Origin of the sequence: Dactylosporangium sp. CA-139114 (assembly GCF_050955725.1) — a bacterium.
GTDB lineage: Bacteria > Actinomycetota > Actinomycetes > Mycobacteriales > Micromonosporaceae > Dactylosporangium.
In genome coordinates this window covers 4,202,803-4,221,966 of the sequence record NZ_CP192080.1, presented here as the reverse complement: position 1 = coordinate 4,221,966, position 19,164 = coordinate 4,202,803, and the positions used below count along the sequence as shown (strand labels likewise).

At 72.6% G+C, this 19,164-nt stretch carries 17 protein-coding genes; 10 read left to right on the top strand and 7 right to left on the bottom strand.

Going from position 1 to position 19,164, the window contains the following annotated elements:
* Positions 1-44: 44 nt before the first annotated feature.
* Together ACQP2P_RS19220 and ACQP2P_RS19215 are read left to right on the top strand one after the other, a co-directional pair.
* Positions 45-2,237 carry a cellulose binding domain-containing protein gene (locus tag ACQP2P_RS19220; protein ID WP_433617832.1) on the top strand — a complete coding sequence of 731 codons (2,193 nt, stop codon included), beginning with the start codon at positions 45-47 and terminating at the stop codon, positions 2,235-2,237.
* Between the two features lie 19 nt (positions 2,238-2,256).
* Positions 2,257-4,134 (top strand): discoidin domain-containing protein, encoded by a 1,878-nt coding sequence (locus ACQP2P_RS19215; RefSeq protein ID WP_433617830.1) that lies wholly within the window; start codon positions 2,257-2,259, stop codon positions 4,132-4,134.
* Between the two features lie 99 nt (positions 4,135-4,233).
* Here the strand turns inward: ACQP2P_RS19215 and ACQP2P_RS19210 are convergent, their stop codons facing one another.
* Together ACQP2P_RS19210 and ACQP2P_RS19205 are read right to left on the bottom strand one after the other, a co-directional pair.
* The gene (locus ACQP2P_RS19210) at positions 4,234-5,880 is read right to left on the bottom strand and encodes a cellulase family glycosylhydrolase (RefSeq protein WP_433617828.1); all 1,647 of its coding nucleotides are present in this window, start codon (positions 5,878-5,880) and stop codon (positions 4,234-4,236) included.
* Between the two features lie 95 nt (positions 5,881-5,975).
* A complete protein-coding gene (locus ACQP2P_RS19205) occupies positions 5,976-6,725 on the bottom strand; it encodes a hypothetical protein (RefSeq protein WP_433617826.1) in 750 nt (249 codons plus the stop codon).
* A 139-nt stretch (positions 6,726-6,864) separates the two neighbouring features.
* On the opposite strand from ACQP2P_RS19205, the gene ACQP2P_RS19200 reads away from it, so the two are divergent.
* Positions 6,865-7,467 carry a hypothetical protein gene (locus ACQP2P_RS19200; protein WP_433617825.1) on the top strand — a complete coding sequence of 201 codons (603 nt, stop codon included), beginning with the start codon at positions 6,865-6,867 and terminating at the stop codon, positions 7,465-7,467.
* Here ACQP2P_RS19200 and ACQP2P_RS19195 read toward each other — a convergent pair.
* Entirely contained in the window at positions 7,448-8,050 is a 603-nt protein-coding gene (locus ACQP2P_RS19195; protein ID WP_433617823.1) for a hypothetical protein, read from the bottom strand. The two genes, ACQP2P_RS19200 and ACQP2P_RS19195, sit on opposite strands and share 20 nt — an antisense overlap.
* Positions 8,051-8,112: 62 nt before the next feature.
* Between ACQP2P_RS19195 and ACQP2P_RS19190 the strand changes: the two genes are divergently transcribed.
* Together ACQP2P_RS19190 and ACQP2P_RS19185 are read left to right on the top strand one after the other, a co-directional pair.
* A complete protein-coding gene (locus ACQP2P_RS19190; protein WP_433617822.1) occupies positions 8,113-8,820 on the top strand; it encodes a response regulator transcription factor in 708 nt (235 codons plus the stop codon).
* Positions 8,817-10,136, top strand: a complete 1,320-nt coding sequence (locus ACQP2P_RS19185) for a HAMP domain-containing protein (RefSeq protein ID WP_433617820.1) — start codon at positions 8,817-8,819, stop codon at positions 10,134-10,136. The genes ACQP2P_RS19190 and ACQP2P_RS19185 overlap by 4 nt, the downstream gene beginning before the upstream one ends.
* A gap of 104 nt (positions 10,137-10,240) precedes the next feature.
* Here the strand turns inward: ACQP2P_RS19185 and ACQP2P_RS19180 are convergent, their stop codons facing one another.
* On the bottom strand, positions 10,241-10,648 hold the full coding sequence (locus tag ACQP2P_RS19180; RefSeq protein WP_433617818.1) for a MarR family winged helix-turn-helix transcriptional regulator: 408 nt from the start codon (positions 10,646-10,648) through the stop codon (positions 10,241-10,243).
* Positions 10,649-10,704: 56 nt separating this feature from the next.
* On the opposite strand from ACQP2P_RS19180, the gene ACQP2P_RS19175 reads away from it, so the two are divergent.
* Together ACQP2P_RS19175 and ACQP2P_RS19170 are read left to right on the top strand one after the other, a co-directional pair.
* Entirely contained in the window at positions 10,705-10,992 is a 288-nt protein-coding gene (locus ACQP2P_RS19175; RefSeq protein WP_433617816.1) for a hypothetical protein, read from the top strand.
* Positions 10,993-11,246: 254 nt separating this feature from the next.
* Entirely contained in the window at positions 11,247-11,984 is a 738-nt protein-coding gene (locus ACQP2P_RS19170) for an alpha/beta fold hydrolase (protein WP_433617814.1), read from the top strand.
* 79 nt (positions 11,985-12,063) lie between these two features.
* On the opposite strand, the gene mmsB is transcribed toward ACQP2P_RS19170, so the two are convergent.
* The 3 genes from mmsB to chvE form a co-directional block, all read right to left on the bottom strand.
* The gene (gene mmsB / locus ACQP2P_RS19165) at positions 12,064-13,287 is read right to left on the bottom strand and encodes a multiple monosaccharide ABC transporter permease (protein ID WP_433617813.1); all 1,224 of its coding nucleotides are present in this window, start codon (positions 13,285-13,287) and stop codon (positions 12,064-12,066) included.
* 7 nt (positions 13,288-13,294) lie between these two features.
* A complete protein-coding gene (mmsA, locus tag ACQP2P_RS19160; protein ID WP_433617811.1) occupies positions 13,295-14,827 on the bottom strand; it encodes a multiple monosaccharide ABC transporter ATP-binding protein in 1,533 nt (510 codons plus the stop codon).
* Positions 14,828-14,895: 68 nt separating this feature from the next.
* Positions 14,896-16,026 carry a multiple monosaccharide ABC transporter substrate-binding protein gene (gene chvE / locus ACQP2P_RS19155; RefSeq protein WP_433617809.1) on the bottom strand — a complete coding sequence of 377 codons (1,131 nt, stop codon included), beginning with the start codon at positions 16,024-16,026 and terminating at the stop codon, positions 14,896-14,898.
* 199 nt (positions 16,027-16,225) lie between these two features.
* Between chvE and ACQP2P_RS19150 the strand changes: the two genes are divergently transcribed.
* Genes ACQP2P_RS19150 through ACQP2P_RS19140 form a run of 3 tightly spaced genes read left to right on the top strand, consistent with a single transcriptional unit; the run spans position 16,226 to position 19,145 of the window.
* Positions 16,226-17,629 carry an AMP-binding protein gene (locus tag ACQP2P_RS19150; RefSeq protein ID WP_433617807.1) on the top strand — a complete coding sequence of 468 codons (1,404 nt, stop codon included), beginning with the start codon at positions 16,226-16,228 and terminating at the stop codon, positions 17,627-17,629.
* A gap of 30 nt (positions 17,630-17,659) precedes the next feature.
* Positions 17,660-18,139 (top strand): cold-shock protein, encoded by a 480-nt coding sequence (locus ACQP2P_RS19145; RefSeq protein ID WP_433619184.1) that lies wholly within the window; start codon positions 17,660-17,662, stop codon positions 18,137-18,139.
* 22 nt (positions 18,140-18,161) lie between these two features.
* On the top strand, positions 18,162-19,145 hold the full coding sequence (locus ACQP2P_RS19140; RefSeq protein ID WP_433617805.1) for an SDR family oxidoreductase: 984 nt from the start codon (positions 18,162-18,164) through the stop codon (positions 19,143-19,145).
* Positions 19,146-19,164: the final 19 nt, after the last annotated feature.

The following is a 19,164-nucleotide window of genomic DNA, read 5'->3' as shown; positions in this document are numbered from 1 at the left end:
AACGCTTCGCTCCGGCGCTACCGTCCGCCGAAACGGCCCGGCGGATGAGGGAGCGAAACGTGCGACGAGCAGCGGCCGCCTCGGCGGCGATCCTGGCGGCCGGAGCCGGTGCCGTGGCGGCGGTGCACATCGCCTCCGCCGCGGCGGCCGGCTGCCGGGTGCAGTACACCATCACCAACACGTGGCAGGGCGGCTTCGGCGCGAACGTCGCCATCACCAACCTCGGCGACGCGATCAACGGCTGGAACCTGATGTGGACGTTCGCGAGCGGACAGTCCGTGACCCAGGCCTGGAACGCGACCGTCACGCAGTCCGGCACCGCGGTCCAGGCGGTCGACGCCGGCTACAACGCCGCGATCGCCGCGAACGCGACGGTCTCGTTCGGCTTCAACGGCGCGTACACGTCCTCGAACCCGGTGCCGCCGGCCTTCTCCCTCAACGGGGTCGCCTGCACCGGAGGCACGACCACGCCGACCTCGCCGCCGCCCTCGACCTCGCCGCCGCCCTCGGGTGAGAACGGGCGGCAGATGGAGAAGCTCGACCGCGGGCTCATCTCCGTGCGCTCCGGCAGCGGGAACCTGGTGTCGTGGCGGCTGCTGGGCACGGAGGCGTTCGACACGTCGTTCAACGTGTACCGCGCCGGCACCCGCATCGCGACGGTCACCAACTCGACGAACTACCTCGACAGCGGGGCCGCCGCCGACGCCTCCTACACCGTCCGCGCGGTCGTCGGCGGGGCCGAGCAGGCGGCCTCCCCGGCCTCGCTGCGCTTCACCGGCGGGGGCTACCTGGACGTGCCGATCTCCAGCCCGGGCTCCACGTACAGCGCCAACGACGCGTCGGTCGGCGACGTCGACGGCGACGGGCAGTACGAGATCATCCTGAAGTGGGACCCGGCCGACAGCAAGGACAACTCCCAGTCGGGAGTCACCAGCAACGTCTACGTCGACGCGTACAGGCTCGGCGGCCAGCGGCTGTGGCGGATCAACCTCGGCCGCAACATCCGCGCCGGGGCGCACTACACGCAGTTCCAGGTCTACGACTACGACGGCGACGGCCGGGCCGAGGTCGCGATGAAGACCGCGGACGGCACCACCGACGGCACCGGGCGCGTGATCGGCGACGCGAACGCCGACTACCGCAACGCCTCGGGCTACGTCCTGTCCGGACCGGAGTACCTGACCATGTTCAACGGGCAGACGGGCGCCGCGATGTCGACGGTGAGCTACGACCCGTCGCGCGGGACGGTCTCCGCGTGGGGCGACAGCTACGGCAACCGCGTCGACCGCTTCCTGGCCGGGACCGCCTACCTCGACGGCAAGCGCCCGTCGCTCATCATGGCGCGGGGGTACTACACCCGCTCGGTCATCGCCGCGTGGGACTTCCGCAACGGCTCGCTGACGAAGCGCTGGACGTTCGACAGCAACGCCTCCGGCAACAGCGCCTACGCCGGGCAGGGCAACCACCAGCTCGCCATCGCCGACGTCGACCAGGACGGACGGGACGAGATCGTGTACGGCGCGATGGCGATCGACGACAACGGCGCCAAGCTGTGGAACAACGGCAACGGTCACGGCGACGCGATGCACGTCGGCGACCTCGACCCGGCCCGCCCCGGCCTCGAGGAGTTCAAGGTGGACGAGGACGGCTCGAAGCCCTCGTCGTGGATGGCCGACGCCCGCACCGGCCAGGTGCTGTGGACCACGCCGGCCAACGGCGACAACGGCCGCGGCGTCTCCGACGACATCTGGGCCGGCAGCCCCGGCGCCGAGTCGTGGTCCGCGGCCGCCGACGGCCTGCGCTCGCCGAGCGGGGCGGTGGTGGCCTCGCGCAAGCCCGGCTCGACGAACTTCGTGATCTGGTGGGACGGCGACACGACCCGCGAGCTGCTGGACGGCACGCACATCGACAAGTACGGCACCGGCGGCGACACCCGCCTGCTCACCGGCTCCGACGTGCACGCCGACAACGGCACGAAGTCCACGCCGTCGCTGTCGGCGGACCTGTTCGGCGACTGGCGCGAGGAGGTCGTCTGGCCCACGACGAACAACACGGCGCTGCGCATCTACAGCACGACGATCCCGACGACGACGAAGTTGTACACGCTGATGCACGACTGCCAGTACCGCGAGGCGATCGCGTGGCAGAACACCGCGTACAACCAGCCGCCGCACCCGTCGTACTTCATCGGCAGCAACATGGCCGCCGCGAGGCAGCCCGTCATCTATGTCCGATAAGTTCGGGTAGGGTGCCCGGGTGACGTCGCCCGGTTGGCTGGTTATCGATGGGACCCCGCCTGCGCAGCTTGCCGCCGACGGGCTCGACGGTGTCGTCCTGCTCGACACCACCGAGCCCGCGGCCGCGGCCCTGGCCGCCGACCTCGGCCTGCCCGTGCTCGCGCCGGGCGGCCCGGTCGTCGTCTCCCCCGGCGGCACGATGTTCGCCGCGGCCGGCTGGTGGCGGCACACCCCCGACGGGCAGCGGGTCGCGGCCGGGCCGCGCTTCCCGGCCCCCGCGTGGCCGGACGCCGACCTCGACGCGACCCCGATCCCGGCCGGCTGGCTGCTGTCGGCCGGGCCGGCACCGGAGATCACCCGCTCCGTCGCCGTCGACCCCGCCCGCCCGCTGCTCGTGTGCGACGCCACCGTCACCGGCCCCGGGCTCGCCGCCGCCCTGCGCGCCCTGCCGGAGGCCGCCGACGTGGCCTTCCTCGCGCCCGGGCAGGGTGCGGGCCGGCCCGTCGCCCTCGCCGCCGCGGCCGAACTCGGCGAGCCGGTGAGCCTGGTCAACGGCATCCCCCTGCACACGCCGTCGGGCGAGGTCGTCGTGTACGCCCTCGACTCCGCCCTGAACCCGGTGTGGCCCGAGCCGGCCGCCCGGCTGCGGTGCCTGCCCGACGGCCGCGAGGAGGTCGCGGCGTCCACGCCCCCGCAGCCGGGCCTGCGCGCGCTCGACGCCGCGACCTACGCGCTCGAGCTCGGCTGGCTCGTCCGCGTCTCCGGCGGCGGCCTGCACGCGATGCCGGTCGGCCCGCTCGCGCCGGCCGTGGGCCGCGCCGCGGTGCCCGCGCCCGAGCCCGCGCCGGCGCCGGCGCCGGCCCAGGAGTCGACGGCCGACCTGACGCCGTACCGCCAGCTCGCCGACGGTCGCTACCGGGTCGTCGTGGGCACCCCCGGGCTGGACATCAACGACCTCGTGTGGCCGGCCCTGTCCACGCTGTTCACGGCGGCCCTCACCGACGTGCCCGCCGGCGTGGAGCTCGAGGTGATCGGCGAGCCGACGGACTGGGGCCGGGCCGCGGCCGCCGAGCTCGCCGAGCGCCACCCGGGCGGCGATGCGGCGGTGAAGCCGTACCAGGTCGCCCGGGTCCTCGCGCTCGGCGCCGAGCCCGCCGCGGTGGCGGCCCCCGCCCCCCGCCGCCGGCTCCTCCTGGCGGCCGCGGGCGCCGCGGCGGTCGTGGCGCTCGGCGCCGGGGTGGTGGCCGCGTGGCCGGAACGCCCGGCGCCGGCCGGCACGGACGCGGCCGGCGAGCCCTACCCCGTCCCCGGCGGGTCGGGGCCGTCCCCGGCCGCGAGCGGCTCCAGGCGCCCGCCCTCGGCCCGCCCCTCGTCGCCGGCTCCCCGCCCGAGCGGCTCGGCGCCGTCAGCGGGGCCCGGCGGGGACACCGAGGGCACGTCGAGCAGCGGCGGCCCCGACCCGCTCGGCCTCAACGGCCTGCTCGACCTGGCCGCGGGCCGCAACACCCGCGACAGCGGCCACGCGGACGTGTACGGCTCCGGCAACATCACCGACGGCGACGCGAGCACGTACTGGGAGAGCCGCAACAACGCGTTCCCGCAGTGGGTGCAGGTCGATCTCGGCAACCCGGCGCCGGTGCGCCGCGCGGTGCTGCGGTTGCCGCCCTCGCCGGCGTGGCCGGCCCGCAGCCAGCGCATCGAGGTCCAGGCCAGCGCCGACGACAAGACGTTCTCGACGCTGGTGAGCGCGGCGAACTACACCTTCGACCCGGCGTCGGGCCAGCGCGCGACGATCATGCTGCCGGGCTCGCAGTGGCGCTACGTGCGGCTGGTCTTCACCGCGAACACGGTCCAGGGCGCGGGGCAGCTGGCGTCGCTGGAGCTGTACCGCCTGTGACGCGCACGCCGGGCAGGTGCGGCCCGGCGGCAGGGCCGGAACAGCGCGGCCCGGGGAGGGTGCCGAATCCCCTCCCCGGGCCGCGAATCCCCCCAGGTTCTACGAGCAGGTGGCGCCGTTGAGCTTGACGCCGGACGGGGCGGGGCTGGACGGGCCGTTGGCGGTGAAGCCGATCGTCACCGAGGCCCCGGCGGCCAGCGACGGGGCCCAGCTCGGGGCGGCCGCCGTGAACGTCGTGCCGGACTGGGTGACGGTGGCGTTCCAGCCGCTCTGCAGCGTCACGCCGGACGGCACGGCGAAGGTGGCGGTCCACGGGTTGACGGCCGCGCTGCCGGTGTTCTTCACCGTGACGCTGGCCTGGAAGCCGCCCTGCCAGGCGTTGTCGATCTTCACGGTCGCGGTGCAGCCGCCGGTCGGGGGCGGGTTCGACGGGCTCTTCGACGCCGAAGGCGAGACCGACGCGGACGGCGAGGCCGAGGTGGACGGCGAGGCCGACCTGGACGCCGACGCCGAGCCGGTGGGCCCGGTGCCGCCGGCGGGCGGGATGAGGTACGGCTGCAGGATCGACTGCTTCTGCTGGTTGACCGTCTTCCAGTCGTCGCCGACGATGCCGCCGGTGTCGCCCGAGTTCGGGTTCCAGGACCAGTAGGTGAAGTTCATGCCCGTGACGCCGGTACCCATGTACTGCATGAGCTTCTGCAGCCACCGCACGTCCTGCGGGTTCTGCAGGGTGCTGCCGAACTCGCCGATGAGCACCGGCGCGATGTTCTGCTTCTGCAGGTAGCCCCAGAACTGGTCCCAGACGGCGGGGAGGTTGTCCGGGAAGCTCGGGTCGTCGAACCACGCCTGGTGGTAGACGGAGTTGGCGTACTCGTGCGCGGAGTACACGAGCTTGTTCGGCTTGTTCAGGCGCACCGGGAACTGCCCGGCCTTCGACAGGTTGCCGCCCCACCAGCCGCACGGCTCGTCCGGAATGTCGTCCCAGGCGTTGGCGTTGCCGCCGCTCGGGCAGCTGACGCCCTCGACGACGATGAGCCAGTTCGGGTTCGCGTCGAGGATCGCGTTGCCGGCCCGCTCGGCGGCCAGGCGCCAGTCGCGGTTCACGTCGCCGCAGCCCCAGCAGGCGCCGGTGCCGTTCGGGTCGGTGCCGTCCGCGTGCGGCTCGTTGTGCAGGTCGGCGCCGATGACCGTGGTGTTGCCGGCGTAGTGGCGGGCGAGCATCTGCCAGTTGCTGATCCACGCCGACTCGGGGGTCGCCGGGACGTACCACAGGGCGCTCTGCCCGGCGCTCGTCGGGCGGTGCCGGTCGAGCAGGATGCGCATGCCCTTGCTGCCGGCGTAGTCCACGACCTTGTCGAGGATCTGCAGCGGGGTGAGGCCGACCAGGTCCGGGTTGCTGTACCCGTCGACGCTGTTCGCCTGCGCGCCCGGCTTGAGCGCGTCCTCGGAGAAGGGCACCCGGATGGTGTTGTACCCGAGGCTCGCCATCTGGTCGATGTGGTCCCGCCACGGCCGGGCCCACAGCCCGTGGAACGTCTTGTTGTCGGTCTCCATGCCGAACCAGTTGAGGCCGGTGAGGCGGACCTTGGTGCCGGTCGCGTCGACGAGCTGGGCACCGACGGTGCTCAGGTATCCGGTTCCGGTGCCGCCGGTGGCCGCGGATGCCGTGCTGTTGAGGCCGATGACGGCGACCGCGCCGACGACGGCCATGCTGCTGGCCGCGACGGCGGCCCAGAGTCTCCTCATGCCCGTTGTTGTATTGAGACACGTCACATGCTGCCCAGCCGGTGATCGCGAACCGGGGAGTCCGTGCAGCTCAGAGCGGTACGGCGGGCGGAAACTTACACCGCCGGCAGGGCCTGCATCAGCTTCGTGTGGGCCGCGAGGATCCGTTCGGCGGCGCCTTTCGTGGCCGTGTCGGATCCGGCCGTACCTTCCGAGGTCGCCAGGTGCGTCGTGCCCTCGAAGTGCTCGCGCAGCACCCGGACCGCCGTGGCCAGGCGCTGCTCGGCGGGCGCGGCGCGGATCGCGGCGAGGTCGTCCTCGAGCACCATCCCGGGCAGGTCGTGCCCGGCGTGCTCGGACGGGTTCTCGACGCCCCCGCCGGCGGTCAGGGCGGAGCGCAGCGCGGCGAGCTCGTCGCGGTGCCCGGTGGCGGCCGGGCCCACGACCCCCGCGAGCTGGGTGTCGTCCTTGAGCAGGTCGAACAGTGGCAGCGCGCTGTTGTCCAGCGAGATCATGAGCTGCAGGAAGGCGAGGTCGGTCGGGTTCAGGTTGCCCGAGGCGGCGGGCTGGCCCCCGGGCGGCAGCGCGGGCGCGCCGGGTTCGTGCGCGGGGCGGGCCCACAGCAGCACGACGGCGAGCGTGGCCACGAGCACGACGACGACGGCGAGGACGCGGCGCCAGAGATCGCGCTTGACGGTCTCCTCGTCCTCCTCGTCCTCCTCATCTACCTCGTCCTGCTCGTCCTGCTCGTCGGCGACGGCGGGCTCCTGCGCGTCAGCAGGAGCATGCTCCGGTTCGCGGGGCGCAGGCTCGCTCGACAGAGCCACGCTGGCACCGTTGATGGGCTCGTCGCCGTCCTCGGTCACGACCTCGACGGTAAATCCGCGGCCGGGCCGGTTTCTATTAGCTGCGGATTAAGTTGTCCCGATGATTTTCGACGGGTGCGAATAACGCTTTTAACGTGAAACTAAGGATGCTCCCCGCCGTATGCGCAAGACTGGGCCGGTGAGGCGGCTCCTGCGCGTTCCGGTGGTGCTCCTGGTCGCGGTGCTGTGGGGCCTGGGGTCGTACGCGCTCGGCTTCGCCGCCCTCGCCGACAGCTTCCCGTGGGCCCTGGCGGCCGCGTTCGCCGGCGGGGTGGTCGTCACCGGCGCGCTCGGCAGCCTGACCAGCCGGCCGCGGCCCATCCTGCTCGCCCTGCCCCTGGCGATCATCGCGCTCACCACCACGGTCTACGCCGCCGGCGTGCACCACCTGCGCGAACGCCCCCGCCTGACCCTCGTGGTCGACCAGCGGCAGTGCACGGGCACGGGCTGCGCCTACACGTTCCGCGACCCGGCGGGCCGGCCCACCCCGTTCCGCCTCGCCGGCGGGCCGGTCCACGACATCGGCGACACCGCGGAGGTCTACCGCACCGGCACCGCCGACGAGGTCCGCTGGTGGCCGGCGACGCTGCTCGCGGCCGAGCCGACCGCGCTCACCACGGCCCGGATCACGGTCCCGCTGCTCGCCGCCTACACCGTCGCGCTCGGCATCGCGGGCGCGCTCGGCGACGCGGCCACCGTGCGCCGCTTCCGCCGGCACATGGCTAGTTCCCGACCTTCGTGACCGACCCGTGCGGGCCACCCTGCCACCACATGCAGTCGACCAGGTAGGCGGCGCCGCCGCTGTCCGACACGAACTGCACGACGAGCCGGGCCGGCTCGTTCTGGGCCTGCGACACCGAGTAGCCCTCCCGGGGCGTGGCGGTGACGAGCGAGACGACCTCGGCCCGGATCCGCACCACCGCGTCGCCGCCCTCGGACCGGAACGACTTGAGGTACACGTCCACGCCGTCCGAGCCCGTCGTCACCGTCCAGCCGTCGACGGTGCGGGGCGGGGCCGTGGTCTTCTGCGTCGGCGGCGCCTGCGTGGTGCGGGTCGCGCCCGGGCTCGTCGGCGGCGGCGTGAACGCCGAGCTCGGGTCCTCGATGACGACCATGTCCGGCGTGGAGGGCGCGGCCGACGGCGGTGGCAGCGTCTGGGTCGCGACCTTCCGGTCACCGCGTTCGTCGCCCGCCGCGACCGGGATCGAGTCCTGGGGCACGGCCGTGCGCAGCACCGGGCGCAACGCCAGCGAGGCGACGCCGATGCTCGCCGTGGTGGCCAGGCACCACAGCAGGACCGGCACCGCGCCCTTCTCAACCCGCATCGCGGCATTGTCGCACGCGGACCCGCCGAAAGGTTTCGCCGCAATGGCGATAGGGTGCGCGCATGCCGCTCATCCTGCTGGTCGAGGACGACGTCGCCGTCTCGGGCGCCCTGTCCCGGGCGCTCACCGACGCCGGGCACGTCGTGCGCCCCGTCGGCAACGCCGGGTCCGCGCTGCGCGTGATCGCCACCGACCCGCCGGACCTCGTCATCCTGGACCTGGGCCTGCCGGACATGGACGGGCTCGACGTCCTGCGGATGCTGCGCGGGATCTCCAACGCCCCCGTGATCGTGGCGACCGCCCGCCGCTCCGAGCGCGACATCATCCGGCTGCTCGACGCCGGCGCCGACGACTACGTGACCAAGCCGTTCTCGAGCGCGCAGATGTCGGCCCGGATCAACGCGGTGCTGCGCCGCGGGCAGGGCACCCCGGGGCCGGCCCAGCCGCCGGCCGGGGTCACCGTCGGCGGGCTGCACGTCAACCCGCAGCAGCGCTCCGCGGCGCTGGACGGGCGGCCGCTGCAGCTGACGAAGAAGGAGTTCGACCTGCTGGCGTACCTCGCCCAGCGCTGCGGCCGCGTGGTGAGCCGCCGCGAGCTGCTGACCGAGGTGTGGCAGCGCCCGGACAGCTCCGGCGAGGACCAGACGATCGACGTGCACGTCTCCTGGCTGCGGCGCAAGCTCGGGGAGAGCGCGACGCAGCCGCGATACCTGCGCACCTTCCGCGGGGTCGGGGTGATGCTCGTCGACCCGGCGCAGCCGCCCGCATGAGATCGGCGTTGATGCGCCTGTCGTTCGCGATCACCTCGATGATCGCGCTGGCGTTCCTGGTGCCGCTGGCCTACGTGACCAAGCAGATCGCCCACGACCGCGCGCTCGCCGAGGCCCGCTACCAGGCCGACGCGATGGTCGCCGCGCTCGCCTCGGCCCCGGGCGACCAGCAGGGGGCGCTGGTGCGCGCGGTGGCCACGGTGCCGGCGGGGCAGTCGGGGCGGCTGGCGGTACACCTCGTGGGAAATCCGACCGTCGGCACCTCGCACGCGCTCGCCGGCGACGTGGACCGGGCCGCGCACGGGCGCCGCTCGCTGACCGTGAACGCGCCCGGCGGGGTCGCCTATCTGCAGACCGTCGTGCTCGACGGGGACCGGACCGCGGTCGTGGAGGTGTACGTCTCCGACGACGAGCTGACCCAGGGCGTCGGCGCGGCCTGGCTCGCGCTGGCCGGCCTCGCGGTGCTGCTCGTCGCCGGCTCCACCCTCGTCGCCGACCGGCTCGGCGCGCAGATCGTGCGGGCCACCCGCAAGCTCGCCGAGGGCGCCCGCGCGTTCGGCGACGGCGACCTGCACGCGCGGGTCGAGCCCGACGGCCCGCCGGAGCTGCGCGACGCCGCCAAGAGCTTCAACCGCATGGCCGAGCAGATGATCGCGTTCGCCGACGCCGAGCGCGAGCTCGCCGCGGACCTCTCGCACCGGCTCCGCACCCCGCTGACCGCGCTGCGCCTGGACGCCGACGCCATGCCGCCCGGGCCGATCGGCGAGCGGATGCGCCAGGCGTTCGACGCCCTCGACGACGAGATCGAGCAGATCATCACCCAGGCGCGGCGCTCGGCCGCGGACCGGCAGCCGGAGACCACGGATCTCGTGGAGGTCGTCGCCGACCGGCTCGCGTTCTGGTCGGTGCTGGCCGAGGACCAGAACCGGCCGTGGCGGGTGACCGGCGGGCAGGAGCCGGTGTACGTCCCGGTGTCCGAGGCCGATCTCGTCTCGGCCGTGGACTGCCTGCTCGGCAACGTCTTCCAGCACACCGGCGAGGGCACCGGCTTCGAGGTGCACGTCTCGGCCCGCGGCCTCTACGTGGACGACGCCGGCCCCGGCATCGCCGACCCGGACCGCGCCCTGCGCCGGGGCGCGAGCGGCGCCGGCTCGACCGGGCTGGGCCTGGACATCGTGCGCCGGGTCGCCGAGGCGGCCGGCGGGCGCCTGCTCATCGAGCGCAGCCCGCTGCGGGGCGCCCGGATCGCGATCGAGCTGGACCTGTTCGCCCCCGAGATCCCGCCGCCGCGGGCCACGCGGCGCATCGTGCGCTGAGGCTCGACGCGCGGCCCGGCTTCGCCGCTCGCCTCTCCCTGGTGGGCTCGGCCGCCCTCGGCGTGTTCCCGGACCACGCGCGGGCGCTGCGGCCGCGGGCGGCCTCAGGCCAGTAGCCGCTGCAGCAGCCCGTCGAACACGGCCAGCTCCTCCTCGTTCAGCGGCGCGAACGAGCGCCGCAACACCTCCTCCAGCAGCCGCTGCCCCTGCTCGCGGATCGCGTCGCCCTTCCCGGTGAGCCGGTGGCGCACCGCCCGGCCCGGCCCCGGCATCCGCTCGATGAGGCCGCGGTCGATCATCCGCGTCGCGAGGGTGCCGAAGGACTGGTCCGTCTGGAAGGTCAGCTGGGCCAGGTCGTGCAGGGACGCCTCCGGGTTGGCGCGCAGGTGCCGCAGCGCGTCCCACTGCACCAGGCTCACGCCCAGCGGGGCGAGCGCGGCGTTGGCCTCGCGGTGGTGGCGCATCTGCAGCCGCTTGACCGACAGCCCGATCTCGGAAATCGCCCTCGTCATGCCGACCATGCTATCTCAGGTTGCTGATATCAACATGCTGATATAAGGTTCCTGATGTGACTGCCAACCCGATCAGGACCGTGGCGTTCGCCGGCGCGGCGATGCTCGTCTCCTACCTGCCGTTCTCCGCGGTCGACGGCGCGCTCGGCGCCGTCGCCGCGGCCACCGGCGCCGGGACGCCGCGGCTGCAGTGGGTCTCCGACGCGTTCGCGGTCGCCCTCGCCGCCGTCGCGACCCTCTGGGCCGCGGTGCTGACGGCCGCGCTGGGCACGACGGCCGTCGCCACCGCCGCACTGCTGCGCCTGCGCCGCCGAATTCCGTCCCCGCAACCCGCGGCCCCTTGAGGGCGCTGAAACCGCAACCAGCCCTCGCGCCCGCTTCCCGGGGCCGCCGAAACCGCAACCCACCCTTCACGGCACGGGCTCCACGCCGTCGCACCCCACGCCCCCGCGCCTGCCTCCCAGGGCCGCCGAAACCGCACCTACGCTGCCGGAAACCCGAACGCATCACCCATTCCGCGCATATACGAAAAATCCGATATGTCGCGGCGCGGAGCGCCCGACATATCGAGCAGCCCACCGAACCCAAGGAGCCCCTCATGAGCGTCACGTACACCGAGCGCGGCACCGGCCGCCCCGTTCTGCTCCTGCACGGCGGCGCCGGCCCCGCCTCCGTCACCGCCTTCGCCGACCGCCTGGCCGCCGAGCACCCCGCCCGCGTCATCACCCCCACGCATCCGGGCTTCGACGGCACCGAGCGCCCCGCGGCGCTCGACTCGATCGCCAAGCTCGCCGCCCTCTACCGCGACCTGCTCGACGAGCTCGAGCTCGACAACGTCGCCGTGGTCGGCAACTCGATCGGCGGCTGGATCGCCGCCGAGCTGGCCCTGCTCGGCTCCCCCCGCGTCGCCGGCGTCACCGTCGTCGACGGGGTCGGGATCGAGGTGCCCGGGCACCCGGTCATCGGCTTCTTCGGGCTCACGTTCGAGCAGATCGCCGCGGCCAGCTACTACGATCCGACGGGCCGCGTGATCGACCCGGGCGCGATGCCGGAGGCGGCCCGGGCGGCCATGGCCGCGAACCGGGAGACGCTGGCGCTGTACGCGCCGAGCATGCAGGACCCGACGCTGCGCGACCGGCTGGCGGCCGTCACCGTGCCGGCCCTGGTGATCTGGGGCGACAGCGACGGGATAGCCGGGCTGCAGTACGGGCGGGCGTATGCCGAGGCGATCCCCGGCGCCCGGTTCGTGCTGCTGGAGCGAACCGGGCACCTGCCGCAGCTGGAAAGCCCGGACGCCCTCATCGGTCCACTGTGGAGCTTCATCGACGAGCACTGAGACGGCGCAAGGGGCGGACCGCCGACGCCCCCGAAGGCGGCCCACCCCTTGCATTCCCACCGGACACCAGTGCAAAGCTTCAGCGGGCGCGCCCCGCACGGCGCTTGGCCCACACGTCGAACGCCACCGCGGCCAGCAGGACGAGGCCCTTGACGAGCATCACGCGCTCCGGCGGCTCGCTGTTGAGGGACATGCCGTTGCTGATGACGGCCATGATGAGCCCGCCGGTGATGGCGCCGACGACCTTGCCGACGCCGCCCTGCACCGCGGCGCCGCCGATGAACGCGGCCGCGATCGCGTCGAGCTCGAAGGCGTTGCCCGCGGTCGGGCCGGCCAGGTTGAGCCGGCCCGCGAAGATGATGCCGGCGATCGCCGACAGCACGCCCATGTTGACGAAGATCCAGAACGTGACCTGCTTGACCTTGACGCCGGAGAGGTTCGCGGCCTGCAGGTTGCCGCCGACGGCGTAGATGTGCCGGCCGAAGACGGTGCGCTGGGAGATGAGGGTGTACGTCAGCACGAGCACGGCGAGCAGCACGAGCACCCACGGCAGGTTCTTGAACCGGGCCAGCTGCACGATGACGAACATGAGCACGAGCGAGGCGCCGGCGAGCTTGGCCCAGAAGACCGGCAGCGAGTCGACGGCCTGGCCGTAGCCGATGCGGCCGCGGCGGGCCCGCCACTGCACGGCGACGATGCCGACGACCGTGGCGATGCCGACGAGCAGCGTGAACAGGTCGGCGCCGCCGAGCGGGCCGAGGCCGACGTTGTTCAGGAAGCCCGGGATGAAGCCGTTGGACAGGGTGCGCACGTCGTCGACGAAGGGGCCGATGCCCTGGTTGCCCAGCGTCGTCATGGTGAGCGCGCGGAAGACGAGCATGCCGGCGAGCGTGACGATGAAGGCGGGGATGCCGAAGTACGCGATCCAGAAGCCCTGCCACGCCCCGATCGCCGCGCCGGTCAGCAGCGTGATCAGGATGGCCAGCGGCCAGGGGATGTCCGCCTTGACCATGAGCACCGCGGCGAGCGCGCCGGTGACGGCCACGACCGAGCCCGCGGACAGGTCGATGTGCCCGGCGATGATGATGAGGATCATCCCGATCGCCAGGATCAGCACGTACGAGTTCTGGATGACCATGTTCGAGAGGTTCTGCGGCTCGAGCAGGGCGCCGTTGGTCAGGATCGTGAAGAACACGACGATCGCCGCGAAGGCGATGTAGATGCCGCTCTGACGCAGGTTCACCGAGAACCGGGTCGGTGGCGTGACGGTCGGCTCGACCGCGGGTTCGACCACTGTGGTCATGGGCGGGTTACTCCTTGATCCTGGTCATGAGGCGCATCAGACGCTCCGGGGAGAACTCGGCGCGCTCGACCGAGCCGGTGATGCGGCCGGCGGACAGGGCGTAGATCCGGTCGCAGATACCGAGCAGCTCGGGCAGCTCGGAGGAGATGACGAGGATCGCCTTGCCCTGGTCGGCGAGCTGATTGATGATCGTGTAGATCTCGTACTTCGCGCCCACGTCGATGCCGCGGGTCGGCTCGTCGAGGATCAGCACGTCAGGGTCGGTGAAGATCCACTTGGCCAGCACGACCTTCTGCTGGTTGCCGCCGGACAGCGTGCCGGTGACGGTGCCGACGCTCTTGGCCTTGATGTTGAGGCTGCCGCGGTAGCGCTCGGCGACCTCGAACTCCCGGTTGTCGTCGACCCAGCCGCCGCGGGACAGCTTGCCCAGGGCCGCGCCGGAGACGTTGCGCTGGATGTCCTCGATGAGGTTGAGCCCGTAGCGCTTGCGGTCCTCGGTCGCGTAGGCGATGCCGTGCCCGATCGCCTCCTGCACCGAGCGCAGCTGGATCGGCTGCCCGCGCTTGAAGACCTGGCCGCGGATGTCGACGCCGTAGCTGCGCCCGAAGACGCTCATCGCGAGCTCGGTGCGCCCGGCGCCCATCAGCCCGGCCAGCCCGACGATCTCGCCGGCCCGCAGGGTCAGGGAGGCGTCGTCGACGACCGTGCGCCCGTGCTGGGTCGGCGAGTGCACGGTCCAGTGCTCGATCCGCAGCACCTCCTCGCCGATCTTCGGCTCGTGCGGCGGGAAGCGGTGCTCGAGGTCGCGGCCGACCATGCCGGCGATGATGCGGTCCTCGCTGACGCCGCCGGGGGCGTGCATGTCGAGGGTCTCGATGGTCCGCCCGTCGCGCAGGATCGTCGTGGAGTCGGCGATCGCCTCGATCTCGTTGAGCTTGTGCGAGATGATCACGCAGGTGACGCCCTCGTCGCGCAGGTCGCGCAGCAGGCCCAGCAGGTGCGCGGAGTCCTCGTCGTTGAGCGCCGCGGTCGGCTCGTCGAGGATCAGCAGGCGCACCTCCTTGGACAGCGCCTTGGCGATCTCGACGAGCTGCTGCTTGCCGACGCCGAGGTCCATGGCCGGCGTGACCGGGTTCTCGCGCAGCCCGACCCGCTCCAGCAGCTTCGCCGCGTCGGCGTTGGTGCGGTTCCAGTCGATGAGGCCGCGGCCGACCCGCTCGTTGCCGAGGAAGATGTTCTCGGCGATCGACAGGTACGGGATCAGCGCCAGTTCCTGGTGGATGATGACGATCCCGCGCCGCTCCGAGTCGCGGATGCCGCCGAAGTGGCAGGGCTCGCCCTCGAAGAGGATTTCTCCGTCGTACGTCCCGTGCCCGTAGACCCCCGACAGGACCTTCATGAGGGTCGACTTGCCGGCGCCGTTCTCCCCGCAGATGGCGTGGATCTCACCGCGGCGCACGGTCAGGTTGACGTCGTCCAGGGCCTTCACGCCCGGGAACGTCTTGGTGATGCCCCGCATCTGCAGGAGCGCGTCGGTCATGCTCTTTCTCCCTCGAGACCGCCGCGGACCCGGGCGCTGACCACGCCCGGGTCCGGCGGAGCCGCACACTACTTGAGCTGGCTCTCGGTGTAGTAGCCGCCGTCCACGAGCACGGTCTTGTAGTTGGACTTGTAGACCACGACCGGGTCGAGCAGGTAGGAGGGCACGACCTTCTTGCCGTTGTCGTAGTCCTTGGTGTTGTTCACCTCGGGCTTGCCGCCCTTGAGCACGGCGTCGCCCATCTTGACGGTCACGTCGGCGAGCTTGCGGGTGTCCTTGTAGATCGTCGCGTACTGCTCGCCCGCGATGATCGACTTGACCGAGGCGACCTCGGCGTCCTGGCCGGTGACGATCGGGTACGCCTGGCCGCCGGTGCCGTAGCCGGCGCTCTTGAGCGCCGACAGGATGCCGATCGACAGGCCGTCGTAGGGCGAGAGGATGCCCTGCACCTTGGCGCCGCCGCCGTAGGCCTTGGTGATCAGGTCCTCCATGCGCTTCTGGGCCGTGGCCGGGTCCCAGCGCAGAATCGCGACGGTCTTGAAGTCCTTCTCGCCGCTCTTCACCACGAGGGTGCCCTTGTCGATGTAGGGCTTGAGCGTGTCCATCGCGCCGTTGAAGAAGAAGGTCGCGTTGTTGTCGTCCGGCGACCCGGCGAACAGCTCGATGTTGAACGGACCCTGGGCGGTGCCGTCGGAGCCGTCCTCCTTCTTCAGGCCGAGGCCGACCAGCAGCGAGGTCGCCTGCTGCACGCCGACCTTGTAGTTGTCGAAGGTGGCGTAGTAGTCGACGTTCGGCGAGTTGCGGATCAGCCGGTCGTAGGCGATGACCGGGATCTTCTTGTCGGCCGCCTCCTGCAGCTGGGTGGTGATGGCGGTGCCGTCGATCGAGGCGATGATCAGCAGCTTCGCGCCCTTGGTGATCTGGTTCTCGATCTGGGCGACCTGCGTCGGGATGTCGTTCTCGGCGTACTGCAGGTCGACCTTGTAGCCGAGCTTCTCCAGCGCGCTCTTGACGTTGTTGCCGTCGGCGATCCACCGCTCCGACGACTTGGTCGGCATCGTGACGCCGACCAGGGCGCCGGCGGCGTCCGCGGGAGCGTTGGCATTCTTGTCGGCCGTCTTCTCGGACGAGCCACAGGCGGCCACACTGAATGCGACCGCGAGGCCAATCGCCGAAGCGGCGATGCGGGCAAACTTCACTTCTCCCCCTCAGGGCAGCGTGCAGCGGTCGGCAGGCGCGGCGTCAAGGGTGTGAACGCTGCCACCGACACGATTTCGAAAGTATTGCAGGGGCGTTGCCGCCACAGTGTTAACGCTCACAAAGAGGGGTGTCAAGACGGGCGGTCGGATCGTGATCCGGCCGTTTCCACGCCTCTGCGCCCGTGTGACGATGGGGCCCATGCGCCTGCTCAAGGGTCTGCACGCCCACGGTACCCACCACCAACCCGCTGTCAGTGTGAACGGTCGCGGACTGTCCGCCGAACGGTTACGCAACGCCGCCGCCGCGGTCGCCGCCGAGGTGCACGGCGCCGCCACCGTCGCGGTCGACGCCACCGCGACGCTGGAGACCGTCGTCGCCGTCACCGGCGCCCTCATGGCGGGCGCGGCCGTCGTGCCGGTGCCCGCCGACGCCGGCCCGGCCGAGCGGGAGCACATCCGGCGCGACTCCGGGGCGGCCGTCACGCTCGGCAACCGCCCGGACCGCCACCCCGGCGCGGTGCCGGTCGACGTGTCGCGGGAGTCGGCCGCCGGGTTCCCGGACCCGGACGCGGGGGCGGTCGCCCTCGTGATGTACACCAGCGGTACGACCGGCAACCCCAAGGGCGTCGAGCTCACCCACGGCGCCGTCGAGGCCGGGCTGGACGCCCTCGCCGAGGCCTGGGCCTGGACGCCCGAGGACCGGCTCGTGCACGGCCTGCCGCTGTTCCACGTCCACGGCCTCATCCTCGGCGTGCTCGGCGCGCTGCGGCACGGCTCGCCCCTGACGCACACCGGCCGCCCGCACCCGGCCGCCTACGCCGCCGCCCGCGGGACCCTCTACTTCGGCGTGCCCACCGTCTGGTCCCGCGTCTGCCAGGAGCCCGCGGCCGCCCGCGCCCTGCGCCCGGCCCGGCTGCTCGTCTCCGGCAGCGCCCCGCTGCCCGCCCCGGTCTTCGAGCGCCTGTTCGCGCTCACCGGCCACCGCCCGGTCGAGCGCTACGGCATGACCGAAACGCTCATCACGATCTCCAGCCGCGCCGACGGCGAGCGCCGCCCGGGGCAGGTCGGGGTGCCCGTGGCCGGCGTGCGCACCCGGCTCGTCGCCGAGGACGGCACCGACGCCGCACGCGACGGGGAGACGATCGGCGAGCTGTGGGTCGACGGGCCGATGCTGCTGCGGCGGTACCGCGGGCAGCCCGCCGAGTCCGCCCGCACCCCCGACGGCTGGTTCCGCACCGGCGATCTCGCGCGCATCGCGCCCGACGGCTGGCACCGCATCGTCGGGCGCGCCTCCACCGACCTGATCAAGAGCGGCGGCTACCGCATCGGCGCCGGCGAGGTCGAGGACGCGCTGCTGGCCCACCCGGCCGTGCGCGAGGCGGCCGTCGTGGGCGTGCCCGACGAGGACCTCGGCGAGGTCGTCACCGCGTTCGTCGTGCCCGCTGGATCGCCGGGCACCGTCACCGAGCGCGAGCTGGCCGACTTCGTGGCCGCGCACCTCAACGTGCACAAGCGCCCGCGGGTCGTGCACTTCCTCGAGGCCCTGCCCCGCAACGCGATGGGCAAGGTGCAGAAGAAGCGGCTGCACGGTCCTATGCTGTAGTCCGGATGCTTCGTGGGTGGGCGGTGGTTCGTGGTGGAGACGGGCAGGATCCTGCGGTTCGACGAAGTCCGGGGTTACGGCTTCATCGCGCCGAACGCGGGCGGCGAGGACGTGTTCGTGCACGCCAACGACTTCGGCGACCAGCGGCACCTGGTGCACCCCGGGATGCGGGTCGAATACGAGGTCGAGGAGGGCGAGCGGGGGCTGAAGGTCGCCTCCGTGCGCATCCTCGACGCCCCGCCGCCGTCGCGCCGCGAGCACGCCCGCACCACGGCCGCCGCCACGGCGCCGTTCACGCCGCTCACCGGTCAGCCGCGCGGCGGCGAACGCTCCGGTGGAGAGCCGGGCGAGGACGACGGGCTGTGCGACGTGCTGTCCGGCCGCGAGTTCACGACCGAGGTGACCGAGCTGCTCATCCAGCACGTGCCGTCGCTGACGGGCGCCCAGATCGCGCAGGTGCGCCAGCACCTCGCGGCGCTCGCCCGCAGCCACGGGTGGGTGGAAAGCTGAGCCTTCCTCTAGGGTTGCGCCTGTGAAGGTTCTGTTCATCGGTGGCAGCGGCATCATCAGCTCCGCGTGCTCGCGCCTGGCCGTCGAGCGCGGCATCGACCTCTTCGTGCTCAACCGCGGCGAGTCGCGGCAGCGGCCCCTGCCCGCGGCGGCGACGCTGCTGCGGGCCGACGTGCACGACCCCGCCGCGGTGCGGGAGGCGCTGGCCGGGCACTCCTTCGACGCCGTCGTCGACTGGGTCGCCTTCACGCCCGAGGACGTGCGCGCGGACATCGAGCTGTTGCGGGGCCGCACCGGGCAGTACGTCTTCATCAGCTCGGCCTCGGCCTACCAGACCCCGCCGGCGCGCCTGCCGATCGTGGAGTCCTCGCCGCTGCGCAACCCCTTCTGGCAGTACAGTCGCGACAAGATCGCCTGCGAGGACCTGCTCGTGCGGCAGTACCGCGACACGGGCTTCCCGGCGACCATCGTGCGCCCCTCGCACACGTATGACCGCACGCTCGTGCCGTTCGACGGCGGCTGGACGGTGCCGGCCCGCATGCGCGCGGGCAAGGAGATCGTCGTGCACGGCGACGGCACCTCGCTGTGGACCCTGACGCACCACGAGGACTTCGCCCGGGCCTTCGTGCCGCTGCTGGGCCACCCGCGCGCGATCGGCGACACCTTCCAGATCACCAGCGACGACTACCTGACCTGGAACCAGATCGCCGAGCAGCTCGCCGCGGCGCTGGGCACCACCGCGAAGATCGTGCACGTGCCGTCGGACGCGATCGCCGCCGCCGACCCGGACTGGGGCGCCGGCCTGCTCGGCGACAAGGCCCACTCGATGGTCTTCGACAACAGCAAGGTCCGCGCGCTCGTCCCGGACTACGTGGCCACGATCCCGTTCCACCGGGGCGCGCGCGAGATCGCCGCCTGGTTCGACGAGGACCCGGCCCGCCAGGTCGTCGACGAGCGCCTGGACAAGGTGATGGACGACCTCGTGGCCCGGTTCCGCATCGCCTAGCGCCCCGACGGGCGTTCCA

What these genes read in the sequence shown, in the direction of transcription:
- ACQP2P_RS19220 (WP_433617832.1), top strand. Translation starts at nt 45, where the DNA reads ATGAGGGAGCGAAACGTGCGACGAGCAGCGGCCGCCTCGGCGGCGATC.
- ACQP2P_RS19210 (WP_433617828.1), bottom strand. Translation starts at nt 5,880, where the DNA reads ATGAGGAGACTCTGGGCCGCCGTCGCGGCCAGCAGCATGGCCGTCGTC.
- ACQP2P_RS19195 (WP_433617823.1), bottom strand. Translation starts at nt 8,050, where the DNA reads ATGCGGGTTGAGAAGGGCGCGGTGCCGGTCCTGCTGTGGTGCCTGGCC.
- ACQP2P_RS19190 (WP_433617822.1), top strand. Translation starts at nt 8,113, where the DNA reads ATGCCGCTCATCCTGCTGGTCGAGGACGACGTCGCCGTCTCGGGCGCC.
- ACQP2P_RS19185 (WP_433617820.1), top strand. Translation starts at nt 8,817, where the DNA reads ATGAGATCGGCGTTGATGCGCCTGTCGTTCGCGATCACCTCGATGATC.
- ACQP2P_RS19180 (WP_433617818.1), bottom strand. Translation starts at nt 10,648, where the DNA reads ATGACGAGGGCGATTTCCGAGATCGGGCTGTCGGTCAAGCGGCTGCAG.
- ACQP2P_RS19170 (WP_433617814.1), top strand. Translation starts at nt 11,247, where the DNA reads ATGAGCGTCACGTACACCGAGCGCGGCACCGGCCGCCCCGTTCTGCTC.
- mmsB (WP_433617813.1), bottom strand. Translation starts at nt 13,287, where the DNA reads ATGACCACAGTGGTCGAACCCGCGGTCGAGCCGACCGTCACGCCACCG.
- mmsA (WP_433617811.1), bottom strand. Translation starts at nt 14,827, where the DNA reads ATGACCGACGCGCTCCTGCAGATGCGGGGCATCACCAAGACGTTCCCG.
- ACQP2P_RS19150 (WP_433617807.1), top strand. Translation starts at nt 16,226, where the DNA reads ATGCGCCTGCTCAAGGGTCTGCACGCCCACGGTACCCACCACCAACCC.